Below are 14,897 nucleotides of genomic sequence, written 5' to 3'. Positions count from 1 at the left end.
CCACCAGCACCTGATACACCGCTATCGGGGGCAAGCCCCCTCCCACATTTGAACCGTGTGTACACCATTAAACCCCACACAGTTTGCGCAACAAATCGGTGTCCAAGTGGTTCTCCACCAGATCCGCCAGGCGTTCGATATCGCGCTCGCGCAGGGCGTGGTAGTCCACCTCCTGCACATCCGGCAACCCGGCCCAACGCAGCAACGCACTGCACGCCGCCGGGGTCTCGAACAATCCATGCAGATACGTGCCAAGAATCTGCCCGTCAGCGCTCAAAGCCCCATCACTGCGCCCATCGTCCAGCCTCACTGCCGCATGAGACAACGCATCGCCCGACGTCACCCCCGCATGAATCTCATACCCACTGACCTCTGCATCCTCCAGCACCAAGCGCCCACGCACATTGCGCAGCTGCTTCTCCTCTTCCAGGGTCGTGCTGAACGCCAGTAACCCCAGCCCATCACTAGACCCGGCGCCCCCCTCCAACCCCAGCGGGTCATGCACCTGCTCACCCAACATCTGCAACCCGCCGCAAATCCCCAGCACCTTGCCGCCATAGCGCAAGTGCCGCGCCACGGCCGTATCCCAGCCATTGGCACGCAGATACGCCAAGTCACTGCGCACACTTTTGGAGCCCGGCAAGATAATCAGGTCGGCAGCAGGGATCGCCTGACCCGGCCCGACAAACTGCAAATCCACCTGGGGATGCAGGCGCAACGGGTCAAAGTCGGTGTGATTGCTGATGCGCGGCAATACCGGCACCACCACCTTGAGCACCTGCGCCACTTTGTCGATCTGGCGTTGGTCAATACCGTCTTCGGCTTCCAGGTGCAGGTCCATCACGTAAGGCAACACACCCACCACCGGCTTGCCGGTGCGCGCTTCCAGCCAATCAAGGCCCGGTTGCAGCAGCGCGATATCGCCACGAAAGCGGTTGATGATGAAGCCCTTGACCCGCGCCTGTTCACTGGGGGAAAGCAACTCAAGGGTGCCGACCAGATGGGCAAACACACCGCCGCGATTGATGTCGGCGATCAGCAGCACCGGGCAGTCCACCGCTTCGGCGAAGCCCATGTTGGCGATGTCGTTGGCGCGCAGATTGATCTCTGCCGGGGAGCCCGCGCCTTCCACCATCACCACCGGGTAGGCTTGGCTCAAACGTGCGTGGGAGGCGAGCACCGCCTGCATGGCGATGGCTTTGTAGTCGTGATAGGCCACGGCGTTCATGGTGGTCACGGCGCGGCCATGGATGATCACTTGGGAGCCAGTGTCGCTATTGGGCTTGAGCAGCACCGGGTTCATGTCGGTGTGGGGCGCCAGGTTGGCCGCTTGCGCCTGCACCGCCTGGGCGCGGCCGATCTCGCCGCCTTCGGCCGTCACGGCACTGTTGAGCGCCATGTTCTGGGGTTTGAAGGGCGCCACGGCGATGCCTTGGCGCACCAGCCAGCGGCACAGCGCAGTCACCAGGGTACTTTTACCGGCGTCGGACGTGGTGCCCTGCACCATCAGCGTACTCATGAAGCGTCCTTATAGGCGGCCAGGGCGGCGTCGAGGCGCAGCCAATCGGCTTCGGTGTCGGGCAGGCCGAAGCGCAGGCTGCTGTCGTGGACGAACAGCCGCAGCAGGATGCCGCGCTGGGCCATGAATTCGTGCATGCGTTCAGCGTGGGGTGTGATCAGCCATTGGAATAACGCGCAGCCGCCCTGGGGCTGAAAGCTGTGGTGCTCAAGCAGTGTGAACAAACGCTGGCCAGCCTCGACGCAACGCACCCGCTGGCGCGCATGCCCGGCGGTGTCGCGCAAACACACCTGCCCCAGCACCCGCGTCGGCCCGCTGACGGCCCACGGGCCGACCTGTTCAGCAAGTAACTTGAGCAACTTGCGTTCGGCCAGCACAAAGCCCAGACGCACACCGGCCAGGCCGAAGAACTTGCCGAACGAACGCAACACAATAAGGCCGACCTGATGGGCCTGGCCCGCAAGGCTCAACTCCGGCGTCACGTCCATAAACGCTTCGTCCACCACCAGCCAGCCGCCACGCTGGGCCAGCCGCGTGTGCCAGTCCAGCAGGCGCTGGGGCGTCAGGCTCTGGCCCGTGGGATTGTTGGGGTTGACCACCACCAGAACGTCGAGGCCATCGAGGAAGAAATCGACTTCCTGCTCCTGCACCTCGCGCACCACATACCCGGCGCGGCGCCAGGCTTCGGCATGCTCGGCGTAGCACGGCGACAGCACGCCGACCTTGCCGGACCGGCGCAGGCGCGGCAGCAACTGGATCGCCGCCTGGGAACCGGCCACCGGCAATAAATGCGCGGCACCATAGTATTCGCTGGCGGCCTGCTCCAAGCCGTCGTCCGTCTCTGGCAACCGCGCCCAGGCCCGCAGGGGAATCTCCGGGATCGGCCAGGGCCAGGGCGCGAGGCCGCTGGACAGGTCGAGCCAATCGGCCTCGGGGATCCCGTATTGAATGGACGCCTTGCGCAGTCGGCCACCGTGTTCAAGCATAGAATTGCGCCCCCGCACATAGGATCAGCAGCCATAACCATACGCCGCGCTGCACCAGTTGCCAGCCTCGGTCGATGGAATCGGCATCCGCCGCCGGACCTTCGCCCAGTTGCGGGCGCTGGTGCACTTCGCCGTGATAGATGGCAGCGCCGCCCAATTCAACACCCAAGGCGCCTGCGCCGGCAGCCATCACTGGCCCGGCGTTGGGGCTGTCCCACGTCGGACCTTGGGTGCGCCAGCATTTGAGGGCCAGGCGGGTGTTGCCAAGTACGGCGTAGGTCAACGCCACCAGGCGTGCAGGAATGTAGTTGAGCGCGTCGTCGATTTTCGCTGCGGCCCAGCCGAAGCGCTCGAAGCGTTCATTGCGATAGCCCCACATGGCGTCGAGGGTGTTGCTTAGGCGGTAGAGCACCACGCCCGGCACGCCCGCGACGACAAACCAGAAAATCGCGGCGAACACCGCGTCGCTGCCGTTTTCCAGCACCGACTCGGTGGCGGCGCGGGCGACTTCGGTGCGGTCCAACTCGCTGGTCTGGCGGCTCACCAGGTAGCTGACCCGTGTGCGCGCTTCATCCAGGTCATCGCTGCGCAACGCCTGGGCCACCGGGATTACATGTTCGCCGAGGCTGCGCATGCCGAGGGCGCAGTACAGCGCCAGGATCTCCAGCACCCAACCGATATAGGGCGCCCACGACAACGCGGTGGCCAGCAGGGTCAACGGCACCACGGCGATAAACCACGCGGTCACGCCGTGGCTGCGCCAGCCACGACCACCACTGTTGAAACGCTGCTCGATGCGCCCGGCGAAATTGCCGAACGCCACCAGCGGATGCCAGCGCCTGGGCTCGCCCAACAACGCATCCAGCGCCACTGCGGCGACACACAGCAAGGCCACACTCATTGACTCACTCCCCACGTATTCTCATACAACATGTCACTCAGCGGACGCGGTTCGGTCCAGCCTTCGAGCTGCAACATCGGTGCCGGATAGAACTCGGCGACCGGCCCCAGGCACAACACGGCCAGGGGCTTGGCGCCGGGCGGCAGGCCCAGCAGATTGGCCAGGGCCTGGGGTTCGAACAACGACACCCAGCCCATGCCCAGGCCTTCCACACGGGCCGCCAGCCACAGGTTCTGGATCGCACAGGACAGCGAAGCCATGTCCATTTCCGGTAAGGTGCGCCGGCCGAAGATATGGCGCTCGCGATCATCCATCAGCGCCGCCACCAGTACTTCGGCACAGTCATTGATGCCCTCGACCTTGAGTTTCATAAACTCGTCGGAGCGCTCGCCGAGGGCCTCGGCGGTGCGCACACGTTCTTCTTCGACCAGTTGCTGGATCTCCCCGCGCAGGTGACGGTTGCTGATGCGGATAAAACGCCACGGCTGCATCAGGCCCACACTTGGGGCCTGGTGCGCGGCCTGGAGCAGGCGGTGGAGCAACTCTGGGGCGACCGTGCCGCCGCTGAAATGGCGCATGTCGCGGCGCTCGGCGATGGCGCGGTAGACGGCATCGCGGTCGGCCTCGGGGAAGGCGTTGTCGGTCATGGCCTCACCGGGGGCAAGTCGAATCGTCGCACCGCCCCTCCCACATTTCGGATGCATTCCCCTGTGAGAGGCAAAAACAATGCGGCCACCGCAAGCGGGTTCGACGGAAAGTAAAAGTGCACGTAGGAAGCCGTCATGCGCCCTTGTCGGTAAACCGCTTCGGCGCCGCGCCCTCCATTGGGGCTCAGGCCGCGAGCAATCGGTTCCCACGCGGTCGTGGTCAACGAATGGTGATAGGTATGCCCGCGCAATGTGCCTTCCGGCAAGTCGACACTTTGCAGGGCCAGTGCCGCCAATTTTTTCTGCATCACCGCATCACCCTGCAACAAGCCAAGCAGTTCGGCGCGGTGGCCATCGACGTCGGTGAGCGAGTCCAGCAGGTAGAGCATGCCGCCGCACTCAGCAAGCAACGGCTTGCCCGCCGCGTGGTGCGCGCGAATGGCGTCGAGCATCGGGGTATTTTCAGACAGCGCCTGGTGGTGCAACTCCGGGTAACCGCCGGGCAGATAGAGACTGTCGGCGTCAGGCAACGCGTGGTCATGGATCGGCGAGAAAAACGTCAGTTCAGCGCCCATCGCCCGCAACAGGTCGAGGCTGGCGCCGTAGGTAAAGGCGAAGGCTTCGTCGCGGGCCACGGCAATGCGGACACCGGCCAACAGCGGCTCGGCGTCGATCACTTCAGGCGCGGCGAAGGTAACGGGCGGCGGCAAGGCGACTTCGCAACTGCTGCCCAAGGCTTGGGCGGCGGCATCCAGGCGTGCATCGAGGTCATTCAGTTCGCTGGCTTGCACCAGACCCAGATGACGGCTCGGCAGCTCGATTCCGGTCTCGCGGGACAGTGCGCCATACCAGCGCAGGCCTTCGGTGAGACTGCCTTCAAGCAACTGCGCATGGCGCAACGTGCCGACGCGGTTGGCCAGCACGCCGGCGAACGGCAGATCCGGCTGGTAGCGCGCCAGGCCCAGTGCCAGGGCCCCAAAGGTCTGGGCCATGGCGGTGCCATCAATCACGCCCAGCACCGGCACGCCGAAGTGGCGCGCCAGGTCGGCGCTGGAGGGCGTGCCGTCGAACAGGCCCATCACGCCTTCGATCAGGATCAGGTCGGCCTCCCCCGCTGCTTCCCACAGCAGGCGGCGACTTTCCTGTTCACCCACCATCCACATGTCCAATTGATACACCGGTGCACCGCTGGCGCGCTCATGGATCATCGGATCGAGGAAGTCCGGGCCGCATTTGAACACACGCACCTTGCGCCCCAGGTTGCGGTGCAAACGCGCCAGCGCAGCGGTGACGGTGGTTTTGCCCTGGCCGGACGCCGGTGCGGCGATCAATACGGCTGGGCAATGACGGGGCTGATTCAAAGTTCGACGCCCTTCTGTGCCTTGATACCGGCCTGGAATGCGTGCTTGAGCATGCCCATTTCGGTGACGGTGTCGCCCATCTCGATCAGTTCCGGCTTGGCGCCACGGCCGGTGACCACCACGTGTTGCATCGGCAGGCGGGCTTGCAGGTCGCTGAGCACTTGGTCCAGGTCGAGGTAGCCGTGCTTGAGGGCGATGTTCAGTTCGTCCAGCACCACCAGGCCGATGGATGGGTCTTGCAGCAGCTCGCGGGACACCGCCCAGGCAGCTTCGGCGGCGGCGATATCGCGCTGGCGGTCCTGGGTTTCCCAGGTAAAACCTTCGCCCATGACATGGAAGCGCACTTGCTCGGGGAAGCGGCGGAAGAACAACTCTTCACCTGTGCTGTTGCGCCCCTTGATGAACTGCACCACGCCGCACTGCATGCCATGGCCCATGGCGCGCGCGAGCATGCCAAACGCCGAGCTGCTCTTGCCTTTGCCGTTGCCGGTAAGTACCAGCAGCAAGCCGCATTCGTTGGGGGAATTGGCAATGCGCTCGTCGATCACGGCTTTTTTGCGCAGCATGCGCGCCAGGTGGCGTTCGTCGCGGTCGGGGGTATCGGTCATGGCAGCTCTCCGTTGGGGCTGGACAAAAACGGCGGGCAGGAAAAAGAAAAAACAGACAGCCAAGCATCGCCCACCGTGATGCTGTTGGATGATCCAGGCCGGTCTCCGGGCTCATGAGTGGCGCTGCTCTTATAGAGAGCACACAGGCCAACGCTGCGCCTTCCCATATCGCGAGCGATACAGTGGCAAAAGCAGCGTCTTGACTCATTTACCGTTGCGGGGGCAGCGCCGGAATTGCGGCGGCGCTGTGTACAAGCGCGCTCACTCACCGGCTTCCCTGTTTCACTCCGTCGACCCATGGGTCACAGAGCACCTGGAACAAGCGGCGAAGGTTAGTGGGTTGAGGGGCTAGCTGCAAGCTTCAAGCTTGCAGCTGCTTTTAAGGATTGCGCGCCAGATTCCCCGGCAACACACGCTTGGCGCTCAGGTAGGCATTCTGCCAATACGCCTTGGACAAGGTATCCAGCTTCACCGTACCGCCGGTTTGCGGCGCATGGACAAATCGGCCTTCGCCCACGTAGATCCCAGCATGACTGACCTGCGAACCACCGCCGGTGGCGAAGAACAGCAGGTCGCCGGTTTGCAGGTTCTGCTCGCTCACGTCCAGGGCGCGCATCACGATCAGTTCGCGGGTGGTGCGCGGCAGGGAAATCCCGGCGGCGTCGCGAAACACAAAGCCGATCAGGCCGCTGCAATCAAAGCCCGAGTCTGGCGTGTTACCGCCCCAGCGATAAGGCGTGCCGACCAGGCCCAGCGCACGGAAGAGCACGTCTTCGGCAGCAGGTGAGAAATTCTGGGTGGAGTAGTTGAACACCGGCTTGGGCTTGACCGCGACAGGAGCGGGCGGTGGACGGCTGGCGCAAGCGCTGAGCAGCGCGGCGCACACGAGGAGAACAAGGCGGGCTGACGTCGACATGTGCAAAACAATCCTGGTCTGGATGCGGCTTTCGCTGCCGAACGCTGAAAACCAGAACGCGCAAGCAAGGCTCGCGCGAACGGATTACAACAATGTCCAGGGATTCTAGCGCTTACACGTCAAACTTCAAGTATCACTTTAAGTTTACTTGCTAGCGGTAACTGTCGTCGGGGCCATGGCGAGTGCACGCTTGGCTTCGATGAAGGTTTTGCTCCAGTAGCTATCGCCCAGGCTGTCGACTCGAACACCGCCACTGCGACGGCTGCTGGAGTGGATGAACTGGTTATCGCCCAGGTAGATACCGGCGTGGCTGACACGACCACGGCCTGCAGTACTGAAGAAAAGCAGATCACCGGGCTTGAGGTTGTTGCGCGCGACCAACGGTGCTTTCACGTTGATCATTTCGCGAGTGGAGCGTGGCAGGTTCATGCCAGCCTCTTCACGAAACAGATAACCGATGAAACCGCTGCAATCGAAACCGGCTTCAGAGGTACCGCCGAAACGGTAACGGGTACCGATCAGGGACATGCCACGTTCGAGGATGCTGTCGGCCAGAACTGGAAGCTGATAAGGCTTGTTGCCGGAGAAGTCGGCCAGTTCTTTCTCGGTTGCCTGCTCTTCTTTATAAAGAGCTTCCTGATAGACAGTGGAAGACTGCGCTGCAACGAATTTTGCCTGGGCATGTTGTTGAGGCTTTTGCTGCTCAACCACCTGTTGAGGGTGGGAGGCGCAACCAAACAACAGGGTAACGAGTGCGAGAGGCACGAGGGGTGCGAAGCGATTTAGCATGGGCACGACCGTGGCTGATGTGTAAAGAAGCCGAGACTATGCCCTCTATCACATCGATTTGCAAATTCAATCGTGATCTATGTGACTTCTTGTTTGGACTATGACATCTAAGCCCTTAACACCCTATAGACGCCTTTCGCGTGGCCAAACCGGCCCAAACGCGGGTTTTCTGACGCCTGGAATTTGCCAAAACCCTTGAAAACAAAGGGCTGGCTACCAGCCTAGGGTTTCTTTGAGGAACGGGATGGTCAGCTTGCGCTGGGCCTGCAAGGAGGCCTGATCGAGCTGTTCGAGCAAGTCGAACAGCGCACTCATGCTGCGAGTGCCACGGGTGAGGATAAAGTGCCCGACTTCGTCGGTGAGGTGCAGGCCGCGACGGGAGGCACGCAATTGCAGGGCGCGCAATTTATCTTCGTCGGACAGCGGGCGCATCTGGAAGATCAGCGCCAGGGTCAGGCGCGACTTGAGGTCAGCCAGCTTGACGGGCAACTCGCGCGGCGAGGTGGAGGCAGCGATCAACAAACGCCGACCGCTGTCACGCAAGCGGTTGAACAGATGAAACAGCGCCTCTTCCCAATCGGCCTTGCCGGCAATCGCCTGAAGGTCATCCAGGCACACCAGTTCGTATTGCTCAAGGTTATCGAAGATGCCGATGCCGCGATCCATCAACTCAGCCAAGGGCAGGTACACCGCCGGCTCGCCGATCTGCTCGAAGCGCAGGCAAGCGGCCTGCAACAGGTGAGTACGCCCCACGCCGTGCTTGCCCCACAGATAGATCAGGCTTTCAGTCCACCCGGCGTCGGCTTCGCAGAGCCGCTCGACATAGCCGAGTGCAGCGGCATTGGCGCCTGGGTAGTAATTGATAAAGGTGGCGTCATCACGCAGACGCACACCTAAGGGCAGCTGAATCGGTTTCATGCTGACTGAACGGCTCCCATCGAACCGCTAGTGGCCTCTGTGTAAAGTTTGCAAAGTTTATACCCGTGACGCCGGGTGCACAATGCAGCAGACCACAAGCAAAATCAAAGGTTTGCGTTAACTTGCCGGTTTTACGCGGATTGTTTGACGCCACCACCCCATAAACAACAAACCCGGCCGGAGCCGGGTTTGTGACGCAGCGGTTACAGGTCGGGGTCTTCGACGCCCGTGTACACATCCGAATCCTTGTACAGATCGTGCATATGGCGCACCAGCACCATGATCACCGCGGCCACCGGCAATGCCAGCAAGATACCAGTAAAGCCAAACAGCTCGCCGCCCGCCAGGATCGCAAAGATCACCGCAACCGGGTGCAGCCCGATCCGATCCCCCACCAGCAACGGCGTCAGCACCATGCCTTCAAGGGCCTGGCCGACCATGAACACCGCCACAATCCCGAGCATCGGGTACAGGTCGCCGCCAAATTGGAACAGACCAGCTACCAGTGCCGCACCGATACCAATCACAAAGCCCATATAGGGAACAATGGCGGCCAGACCAGCGATCAAGCCAATCAACAGGCCCAGCTCCAGGCCGATGGCCATCAGGCCGGCGGCGTAGATAACCCCCAGGGCCAACATCACCAACAACTGGCCACGCACGAATGCACCCAGTACTTCATGGCATTCACCGGCCAGGGATACGATGCGCTCCTCACGATCACGCGGCAGCAGGCTACGAATCTTGGCCATCATGATGTCCCAGTCGCGCAGCAGGTAGAACGCAACCACCGGAATCAGCACCAGGTTGGTCAACCAGCCGATCAATGCCAGGCTCGACGCCGTGGCCTGACTGAGTATCACACCGACGATATCGGTGGTTTGCCCCATATGCTCGCTGATCGCCGCCTTGACCTTGTCGAACTTCCAGAAACCGTCCGACAGCCCCAACTTGGCCTGGGCCCACGGCATTGCCGTGTGCTGCAACCAGTCGAGCATCTGCGGCGCCAGCTCATAGAGGCGAAACAGTTGTTTGGCCAGCATCGGCACCAGCACCAGCACCAGCGCGGTGATGATCAAGGTGAACAGCGCAAACACTGCCACTACGCCCAAGGTCCGCGACAGGCCGGCTTTTTCCAGGCGATCCACCACCGGATCGAAAAGATAGGCCAGCAACAACGCAACCAGGAACGGCGTCAGGATCGAATGCAGCAAGAACACAAAAACGCACAGCAGGACGATCCCGCCAAGCCACACCCAACGACGCGTATCCGCCATAAACCACTCCATTGCTTCTATATAAGGAAGAACTGTTACCAACGAAAACGCAGTTGTGCCTGAGGCTCAGGGGCGCCAGCCGGTTGCGCGCCTTCAACGACCGGCTGCGCGGCCTGCGCCTCACCCGCAGGAATCTCCTGCAACTTGGCCAGGCTCAACTGGGTACGCAACTGATCGGCGCTGCCATTGACCCGGTACACAATGCGGTTGCCATCCACCCACTGCGGCTGGCCACCAAACGGCTCCAGCAGATGACCCAGCGCGGCATAACGCTCCAGGGTCATCCCCTGTACCTCCAGCAATTGTTCGGTGCTCACGCCCGGCTTGACCGCAAAACGCGGTGCCAGTTTTTGACTGACCGCCAGCATCACGGCATCGGCGACCGCGCCGGTGTCGGCGCCCTGCACAGTGCCCTGATCGCTCTTCTCACCCAGCCAGAGACGCCATTTGGCCTGCCATTGATTGCCTTCCTGACGCGCGTGCACGGCGAGCAAGGCATCAGCGCCATAGCGCTCGGACGCGGCGCGCAACGGCGTGGCGTCAGCGCTCTCCAGGTTCGGCGCCGTGGCGACGACCTGTTCATCCAGATCCCCCAGCGGCAGACGCAACGGCAAGCCACGGTGTTGCGCGGCACGCCGCAGCGCCTGGGCAACGGTCTGGCCATCGCCCACCAGACTGCTGCCTTCGGTGGAATCGTTCAGCCACCAGCCGAGGATCGACGGCCGATTGCTACCCCAGATCGACAGGCCCGCATCACGCAGCGCACGGTCAGTGGTGACGGGGTCGAAGTCCACTTGCAAGCTCTCGGGCGGGCCGGCGTCGTAGCCGTACTGAGTGATGATTTGCTGCGGATCCTTGCGAATCGCCGCCAGGCCTGCGCCATCGGCGGCCTTGGCGTCGCCGGTCAGGCGGATCACCAGGGTCTGCACAGCGCGCTGGGTCGCCTGATCGCGCTCTTGGGGCGATTGGCTGGTGACGGGTTCAAGTACTTGATACAGGCCATTGAGGGTTTCGGCATGACTCGCCAGGCTGACCAACGACAAGCAGCCCACAAAGAAGAATTTACACAGACGCATGGAAGATTCCCGAACGACAAATTTAGCGGCTGGAACAGACCGCGTGAACTCGGTTTGCCATGGCTGTGACCACGGCGACCGGCAAAACATTCACAGGGTCCTGGTAAGTTTTCATGCTGTCATAACGATAGCGGGTTCAAGGCTATACCTTAATACGCGCCACGGCTGAGGCGATTAGCATTTTTTTAACCTATATGGCCCTGCCCGTCGGCCCGAGGATGGCCGCTGCCCCTCAAGCCTGATAAAATCGCGCGCCTTCGCAGACCGTCCCCGGCCGGGCCTTTTACCAAAAGCGCCTGCCCGCTCGGTCGTTACCCCTGAATCCCCCCTAAAGGCCTGGATCATGAGCAAGCAACCCTCCCTGAGCTACAAGGACGCCGGTGTAGACATCGACGCCGGTGAAGCATTGGTCGAACGCATCAAGAGCGTCGCCAAGCGCACTGCGCGCCCCGAAGTCATGGGCGGCCTGGGCGGTTTTGGCGCCCTCTGCGAAATCCCGGCCGGCTACAAGCAGCCTGTTCTGGTGTCCGGCACCGACGGCGTGGGCACCAAGCTGCGCCTGGCACTGAACCTGAACAAGCACGACAGCATCGGCATCGACCTGGTTGCCATGTGCGTCAACGACCTGGTGGTATGCGGCGCCGAGCCGTTGTTCTTCCTGGACTACTACGCCACCGGCAAGCTCAACGTCGAGACCGCTACCCAAGTGGTTACCGGCATTGGCGCGGGTTGCGAACTGTCGGGTTGCTCCCTGGTCGGCGGCGAAACCGCTGAAATGCCAGGCATGTACGAAGGCGAAGACTACGACCTGGCCGGTTTCTGCGTTGGCGTTGTCGAGAAAGCCGACATCATCGACGGCTCCAAAGTGGCTGCCGGCGACGCCCTGCTCGCCCTGCCGTCCTCCGGCCCGCACTCCAACGGCTACTCGCTGATCCGCAAGATCATCGAAGTGTCCGGCGCCGACATCGAGAACATCCAACTCGACGGCAAGCCGCTGACCGACCTGCTGATGGCCCCGACCCGCATCTACGTCAAGCCACTGCTCAAGCTGATCAAGGACACCGGCGCGGTGAAGGCCATGGCCCACATCACCGGCGGCGGCCTGCTGGACAACATCCCGCGCGTGCTGCCAAAAGGCGCCCAGGCGATTGTCGACGTGGCCAGCTGGCAGCGTCCTGCGGTCTTCGACTGGCTGCAAGAGAAAGGCAACGTCAACGAAACCGAAATGCACCGCGTGCTGAACTGCGGCGTGGGCATGGTGATCTGCGTGGCGCAAGAGCACGTGGAAACCGCGCTGAACGTCCTGCGTGAAGCCGGCGAGCAGCCTTGGGTCATCGGTCAGATCGCCACCGCTGCCGAAGGCGCGGCCCAGGTTGAACTGAAGAACCTCAAGGCTCATTAATGTCCCAGACCTGTGATGTCGTGGTGCTGCTCTCCGGCACCGGCAGTAACTTGCAGGCCCTGATCGACAGCACGCGCACCGGCGACAGCCCGGTGCGCATCGCGGCGGTGATCTCCAACCGCAGCGACGCCTACGGCCTGCAACGCGCCAGGGACGCGGGTATCGATACCCGCTCGCTGGATCACAAGGCCTTCGAGGGCCGCGAGGCCTTCGACAGCGCCTTGATCGAACTCATCGACGCCTTCAACCCCAAACTCGTGGTACTGGCCGGTTTCATGCGCATCCTCAGCGCTGATTTCGTACGGCATTACGACGGGCGCCTGCTCAATATCCACCCTTCCCTGCTGCCCAAATACAAAGGCATGCACACCCATCAGCGCGCCCTCGACGCCGGTGACAGCGAGCATGGTTGCAGCGTGCACTTTGTGACCGAGGAACTCGATGGCGGGCCTCTGGTCGTACAGGCAGTGGTTCCGGTAGAGTCTGACGACTCGGCGCAGACACTTGCGCAACGGGTTCATACCCAGGAACACAGGATTTACCCGCTGGCTGTGCGCTGGTTTGCCGAAGGGCGGTTGATTCTCGGTGACCAGGGTGCATTATTGGACGGTCAGTTACTCGCGGCCAGCGGCCACTTGATTCGAACCTAGGAGATTTTATGCGTCGCGCCTTGCTCTTCGCTTTTGCGCTGTTCGCCTTGCCTGCCGTGCAAGCGGCAGACCTTCACCCCTTCTCCGTCAGCTACACCGCCGACTGGAAACAGTTGCCCATGAGTGGTTCGGCTGAACGCAGCCTGACCAAGAATGACAACGGCGCATGGACCTTGAATTTCAAGGCATCCATGATGATCGCCAGCCTGACCGAAACCAGCGTGATCCGTTTCGACAAGGACACCCTGCAACCCGTGAGCTACAGCTTCGAGCGTGGCGGCCTGGGCAAGGCGAAGAAGATCAACCTGGACTTCGACCAGACCGCCAAGAAAGTCACCGGCTTTGAAAACAAAGACCCGGTCAACGTGCCCCTGCAAAGCGGCATGCTCGACAAGTCGACCTACCAGCTGGCATTGCAACGCGATGTGGCGGCCGGCAAAAAGAGCATGAGCTACAACGTGGTGGAAGGCACCGACGTCGACACCTACGACTTCCGCGTGATCGGCCCGGAAAAGGTCCAGACCAAAGTAGGCTCCATCGACGCAATCAAGGTCGAGCGCGTGCGTGACCCGACCCAAAGCAAGCGCATCACCCAGATGTGGTTTGCCAAGGACCAGGGCGGCATCCTGGTTGCCCTGCGCCAGGTTGAGACTGACGGCAAGGAGTACAACATCATGCTGCAGGACGGTACCGTTGACGGCAAGGCTGTCAAAGGCAACTGATTGCGCGGATGAGCTGAACGGGAGCCTCGCTGAATGCGGGGCTTTTTTTCGCCTGGTGGTTTTGCCTTGAAGCTTCTGGCGCTATCGGGGGCAAGCCCCCTCCCACATTCGAGCGCATTCTCAAGTGTGGGAGGGGCTAGTACATTTCTTCAAAGCCTGACACCAACATGAAACTTCTGTCATAAACCGCTAAAGCGGTTTACTTAGCAAGCTAACAAATCGTATAAAAAAGGCCTGCGACGACTTGCCGCAGACCCACCAGAGATTGGAGCAAGCAGATGACTGTAAAAGTAACTGAACGCGACGACGAACATATGTCCCACGAAGCCTTGGGCCATGGGATTCACATCTGGGATGTACACCAACAAGACCTGCTGGTCGGCATGTTTCACAACGAGAGCGATGCTCATAATTATAAAAACGAGCTTGAATCGCTTGAGATGAAACGCCAGGCACAAAGCTCCTGAAACACTGAAATCCCGCAGGCACCCGGCCCCACACAGCAGCTGGAGTGCCTGCAAACAAAAACCCCGCCTGTTAAGTGCGGGGTTTGTTGTTTTACAGCCTTACCACATCAGATCATCGGGGATCTGGTAGGCCGCGTATGGATCGTCTTCATCCGGCACCTGGCTTTCGGTGAGGATGTTGAGCTGCACGATACGCTCCGGTGCGCGCTCCTGGATCTTCAGCGCCGCTTCGCGCGGGATCACCTCGTAGCCGCCACCGTGGTGCACGATCGCCAGGGAGCCGTTGCTCAGCTTGTTGCGCATCAGCGTGTTGACCGACAGGCGCTTGACCTTCTTGTCATCCACGAAGTTGTAGTAGTCCTCGGTGGTCAGCTTGGGCAGGCGCGAGGTTTCGATCAATTGCTTGACCTGGGCCGTGCGGGCCTTGGCCTCGGCTTTTTCCTGCTGCTGGCGGTTCAGTTCCTGGTCGCGCTTGACCTTCTCGGCGTGCGCCGCAATGGCCAGGCGAGCCTGGGTGTCATCCGCCTCGATCTGGCCTTTGTGGACCAGGCGCTGCTGCTTCTGTTTCTCTTTGCCGACCTGTTTGGCCTGCTTTTGGTTGACCAGACCTGCTTTGAGCAACTGGTCGCGAAGGGAAAGGCTCATGGTGCTTACTCAC

General features: G+C 61.6%; 16 protein-coding genes and 1 riboswitch. Of the genes, 4 read left to right on the top strand and 12 right to left on the bottom strand.

The features are described from left to right. Positions 1-67: 67 nt before the first annotated feature. The 11 genes from AOA60_RS08765 to AOA60_RS08715 all read right to left on the bottom strand — a co-directional run bounded on the left by AOA60_RS08765 (position 68) and on the right by AOA60_RS08715 (position 10,998). Positions 68-1,519, bottom strand: coding sequence for a cobyric acid synthase (locus AOA60_RS08765; protein ID WP_099584080.1), 1,452 nt, complete (start codon positions 1,517-1,519; stop codon positions 68-70). After that, positions 1,516-2,505 carry a threonine-phosphate decarboxylase CobD gene (gene cobD / locus AOA60_RS08760; RefSeq protein WP_099584079.1) on the bottom strand — a complete coding sequence of 330 codons (990 nt, stop codon included), beginning with the start codon at positions 2,503-2,505 and terminating at the stop codon, positions 1,516-1,518. Before cobD ends, AOA60_RS08765 begins: the two co-directional genes overlap by 4 nt. Then, the gene (cbiB, locus tag AOA60_RS08755) at positions 2,498-3,406 is read right to left on the bottom strand and encodes an adenosylcobinamide-phosphate synthase CbiB (RefSeq protein ID WP_099584078.1); all 909 of its coding nucleotides are present in this window, start codon (positions 3,404-3,406) and stop codon (positions 2,498-2,500) included. The genes cobD and cbiB overlap by 8 nt, the downstream gene beginning before the upstream one ends. Then, positions 3,403-4,053, bottom strand: a complete 651-nt coding sequence (gene bluB / locus AOA60_RS08750) for a 5,6-dimethylbenzimidazole synthase (protein WP_099584077.1) — start codon at positions 4,051-4,053, stop codon at positions 3,403-3,405. The genes cbiB and bluB overlap by 4 nt, the downstream gene beginning before the upstream one ends. Next, positions 4,050-5,414 (bottom strand): cobyrinate a,c-diamide synthase, encoded by a 1,365-nt coding sequence (locus AOA60_RS08745; protein WP_099584076.1) that lies wholly within the window; start codon positions 5,412-5,414, stop codon positions 4,050-4,052. The genes bluB and AOA60_RS08745 overlap by 4 nt, the downstream gene beginning before the upstream one ends. After that, positions 5,411-6,022, bottom strand: a complete 612-nt coding sequence (gene cobO / locus AOA60_RS08740; protein WP_099584075.1) for a cob(I)yrinic acid a,c-diamide adenosyltransferase — start codon at positions 6,020-6,022, stop codon at positions 5,411-5,413. The genes AOA60_RS08745 and cobO overlap by 4 nt, the downstream gene beginning before the upstream one ends. Positions 6,023-6,100: 78 nt before the next feature. Beyond that, positions 6,101-6,354: riboswitch (cobalamin riboswitch) on the bottom strand. A 47-nt stretch (positions 6,355-6,401) separates the two neighbouring features. Then, the gene (locus AOA60_RS08735) at positions 6,402-6,938 is read right to left on the bottom strand and encodes a C40 family peptidase (RefSeq protein ID WP_099584074.1); all 537 of its coding nucleotides are present in this window, start codon (positions 6,936-6,938) and stop codon (positions 6,402-6,404) included. Between the two features lie 144 nt (positions 6,939-7,082). Next, positions 7,083-7,727: a C40 family peptidase gene (locus AOA60_RS08730; RefSeq protein WP_099584073.1), complete on the bottom strand. Its 645-nt coding sequence runs from the start codon at positions 7,725-7,727 to the stop codon at positions 7,083-7,085. 213 nt (positions 7,728-7,940) lie between these two features. Continuing rightward, entirely contained in the window at positions 7,941-8,645 is a 705-nt protein-coding gene (gene hda, locus AOA60_RS08725; RefSeq protein WP_099584072.1) for a DnaA regulatory inactivator Hda, read from the bottom strand. Positions 8,646-8,848: 203 nt separating this feature from the next. Further along, the gene (locus AOA60_RS08720) at positions 8,849-9,922 is read right to left on the bottom strand and encodes an AI-2E family transporter (protein ID WP_032887781.1); all 1,074 of its coding nucleotides are present in this window, start codon (positions 9,920-9,922) and stop codon (positions 8,849-8,851) included. Positions 9,923-9,957: 35 nt separating this feature from the next. Next, positions 9,958-10,998 carry a DUF2066 domain-containing protein gene (locus AOA60_RS08715; protein ID WP_099584071.1) on the bottom strand — a complete coding sequence of 347 codons (1,041 nt, stop codon included), beginning with the start codon at positions 10,996-10,998 and terminating at the stop codon, positions 9,958-9,960. Positions 10,999-11,341: 343 nt separating this feature from the next. Here AOA60_RS08715 and purM point away from each other — a divergent pair, with 343 nt between their 5' ends. From purM to AOA60_RS08695, 4 genes are all read left to right on the top strand, one after another. Further along, on the top strand, positions 11,342-12,400 hold the full coding sequence (gene purM / locus AOA60_RS08710; protein WP_017527563.1) for a phosphoribosylformylglycinamidine cyclo-ligase: 1,059 nt from the start codon (positions 11,342-11,344) through the stop codon (positions 12,398-12,400). Further along, positions 12,400-13,050 carry a phosphoribosylglycinamide formyltransferase gene (gene purN / locus AOA60_RS08705; RefSeq protein WP_099584070.1) on the top strand — a complete coding sequence of 217 codons (651 nt, stop codon included), beginning with the start codon at positions 12,400-12,402 and terminating at the stop codon, positions 13,048-13,050. The genes purM and purN overlap by 1 nt, the downstream gene beginning before the upstream one ends. An 8-nt stretch (positions 13,051-13,058) precedes the next feature. Further along, on the top strand, positions 13,059-13,772 hold the full coding sequence (locus AOA60_RS08700) for a DUF3108 domain-containing protein (protein ID WP_099584069.1): 714 nt from the start codon (positions 13,059-13,061) through the stop codon (positions 13,770-13,772). A 278-nt stretch (positions 13,773-14,050) separates the two neighbouring features. Beyond that, the gene (locus AOA60_RS08695; protein ID WP_003175379.1) at positions 14,051-14,239 is read left to right on the top strand and encodes a hypothetical protein; all 189 of its coding nucleotides are present in this window, start codon (positions 14,051-14,053) and stop codon (positions 14,237-14,239) included. A 99-nt stretch (positions 14,240-14,338) separates the two neighbouring features. Here AOA60_RS08695 and AOA60_RS08690 read toward each other — a convergent pair whose 3' ends face one another. Then, entirely contained in the window at positions 14,339-14,884 is a 546-nt protein-coding gene (locus AOA60_RS08690; protein ID WP_099584068.1) for a DUF2058 domain-containing protein, read from the bottom strand. Between the last annotated feature and the right edge of the window lie 13 nt (positions 14,885-14,897).

Source organism: Pseudomonas sp. 2822-17 (genome assembly GCF_002742485.1).
Taxonomy (GTDB): Bacteria; Pseudomonadota; Gammaproteobacteria; order Pseudomonadales; family Pseudomonadaceae; genus Aquipseudomonas; species Aquipseudomonas cyclaminis.
The sequence above is the reverse complement of the archived record's forward strand: the minus strand, read 5'-3'. Positions and strand labels throughout refer to the sequence as shown.

Excerpts from the sequence above, each read along its gene's own strand:
- AOA60_RS08765 (WP_099584080.1), bottom strand. The coding sequence starts at position 1,519 with ATGAGTACGCTGATGGTGCAGGGCACCACGTCCGACGCCGGTAAAAGT.
- hda (WP_099584072.1), bottom strand. The coding sequence starts at position 8,645 with ATGAAACCGATTCAGCTGCCCTTAGGTGTGCGTCTGCGTGATGACGCC.
- AOA60_RS08715 (WP_099584071.1), bottom strand. The coding sequence starts at position 10,998 with ATGCGTCTGTGTAAATTCTTCTTTGTGGGCTGCTTGTCGTTGGTCAGC.
- AOA60_RS08735 (WP_099584074.1), bottom strand. The coding sequence starts at position 6,938 with ATGTCGACGTCAGCCCGCCTTGTTCTCCTCGTGTGCGCCGCGCTGCTC.
- AOA60_RS08695 (WP_003175379.1), top strand. The coding sequence starts at position 14,051 with ATGACTGTAAAAGTAACTGAACGCGACGACGAACATATGTCCCACGAA.
- cobO (WP_099584075.1), bottom strand. The coding sequence starts at position 6,022 with ATGACCGATACCCCCGACCGCGACGAACGCCACCTGGCGCGCATGCTG.
- purN (WP_099584070.1), top strand. The coding sequence starts at position 12,400 with ATGTCCCAGACCTGTGATGTCGTGGTGCTGCTCTCCGGCACCGGCAGT.
- bluB (WP_099584077.1), bottom strand. The coding sequence starts at position 4,053 with ATGACCGACAACGCCTTCCCCGAGGCCGACCGCGATGCCGTCTACCGC.
- cbiB (WP_099584078.1), bottom strand. The coding sequence starts at position 3,406 with ATGAGTGTGGCCTTGCTGTGTGTCGCCGCAGTGGCGCTGGATGCGTTG.
- AOA60_RS08720 (WP_032887781.1), bottom strand. The coding sequence starts at position 9,922 with ATGGCGGATACGCGTCGTTGGGTGTGGCTTGGCGGGATCGTCCTGCTG.
- AOA60_RS08700 (WP_099584069.1), top strand. The coding sequence starts at position 13,059 with ATGCGTCGCGCCTTGCTCTTCGCTTTTGCGCTGTTCGCCTTGCCTGCC.
- AOA60_RS08730 (WP_099584073.1), bottom strand. The coding sequence starts at position 7,727 with ATGCTAAATCGCTTCGCACCCCTCGTGCCTCTCGCACTCGTTACCCTG.
- AOA60_RS08690 (WP_099584068.1), bottom strand. The coding sequence starts at position 14,884 with ATGAGCCTTTCCCTTCGCGACCAGTTGCTCAAAGCAGGTCTGGTCAAC.
- cobD (WP_099584079.1), bottom strand. The coding sequence starts at position 2,505 with ATGCTTGAACACGGTGGCCGACTGCGCAAGGCGTCCATTCAATACGGG.
- purM (WP_017527563.1), top strand. The coding sequence starts at position 11,342 with ATGAGCAAGCAACCCTCCCTGAGCTACAAGGACGCCGGTGTAGACATC.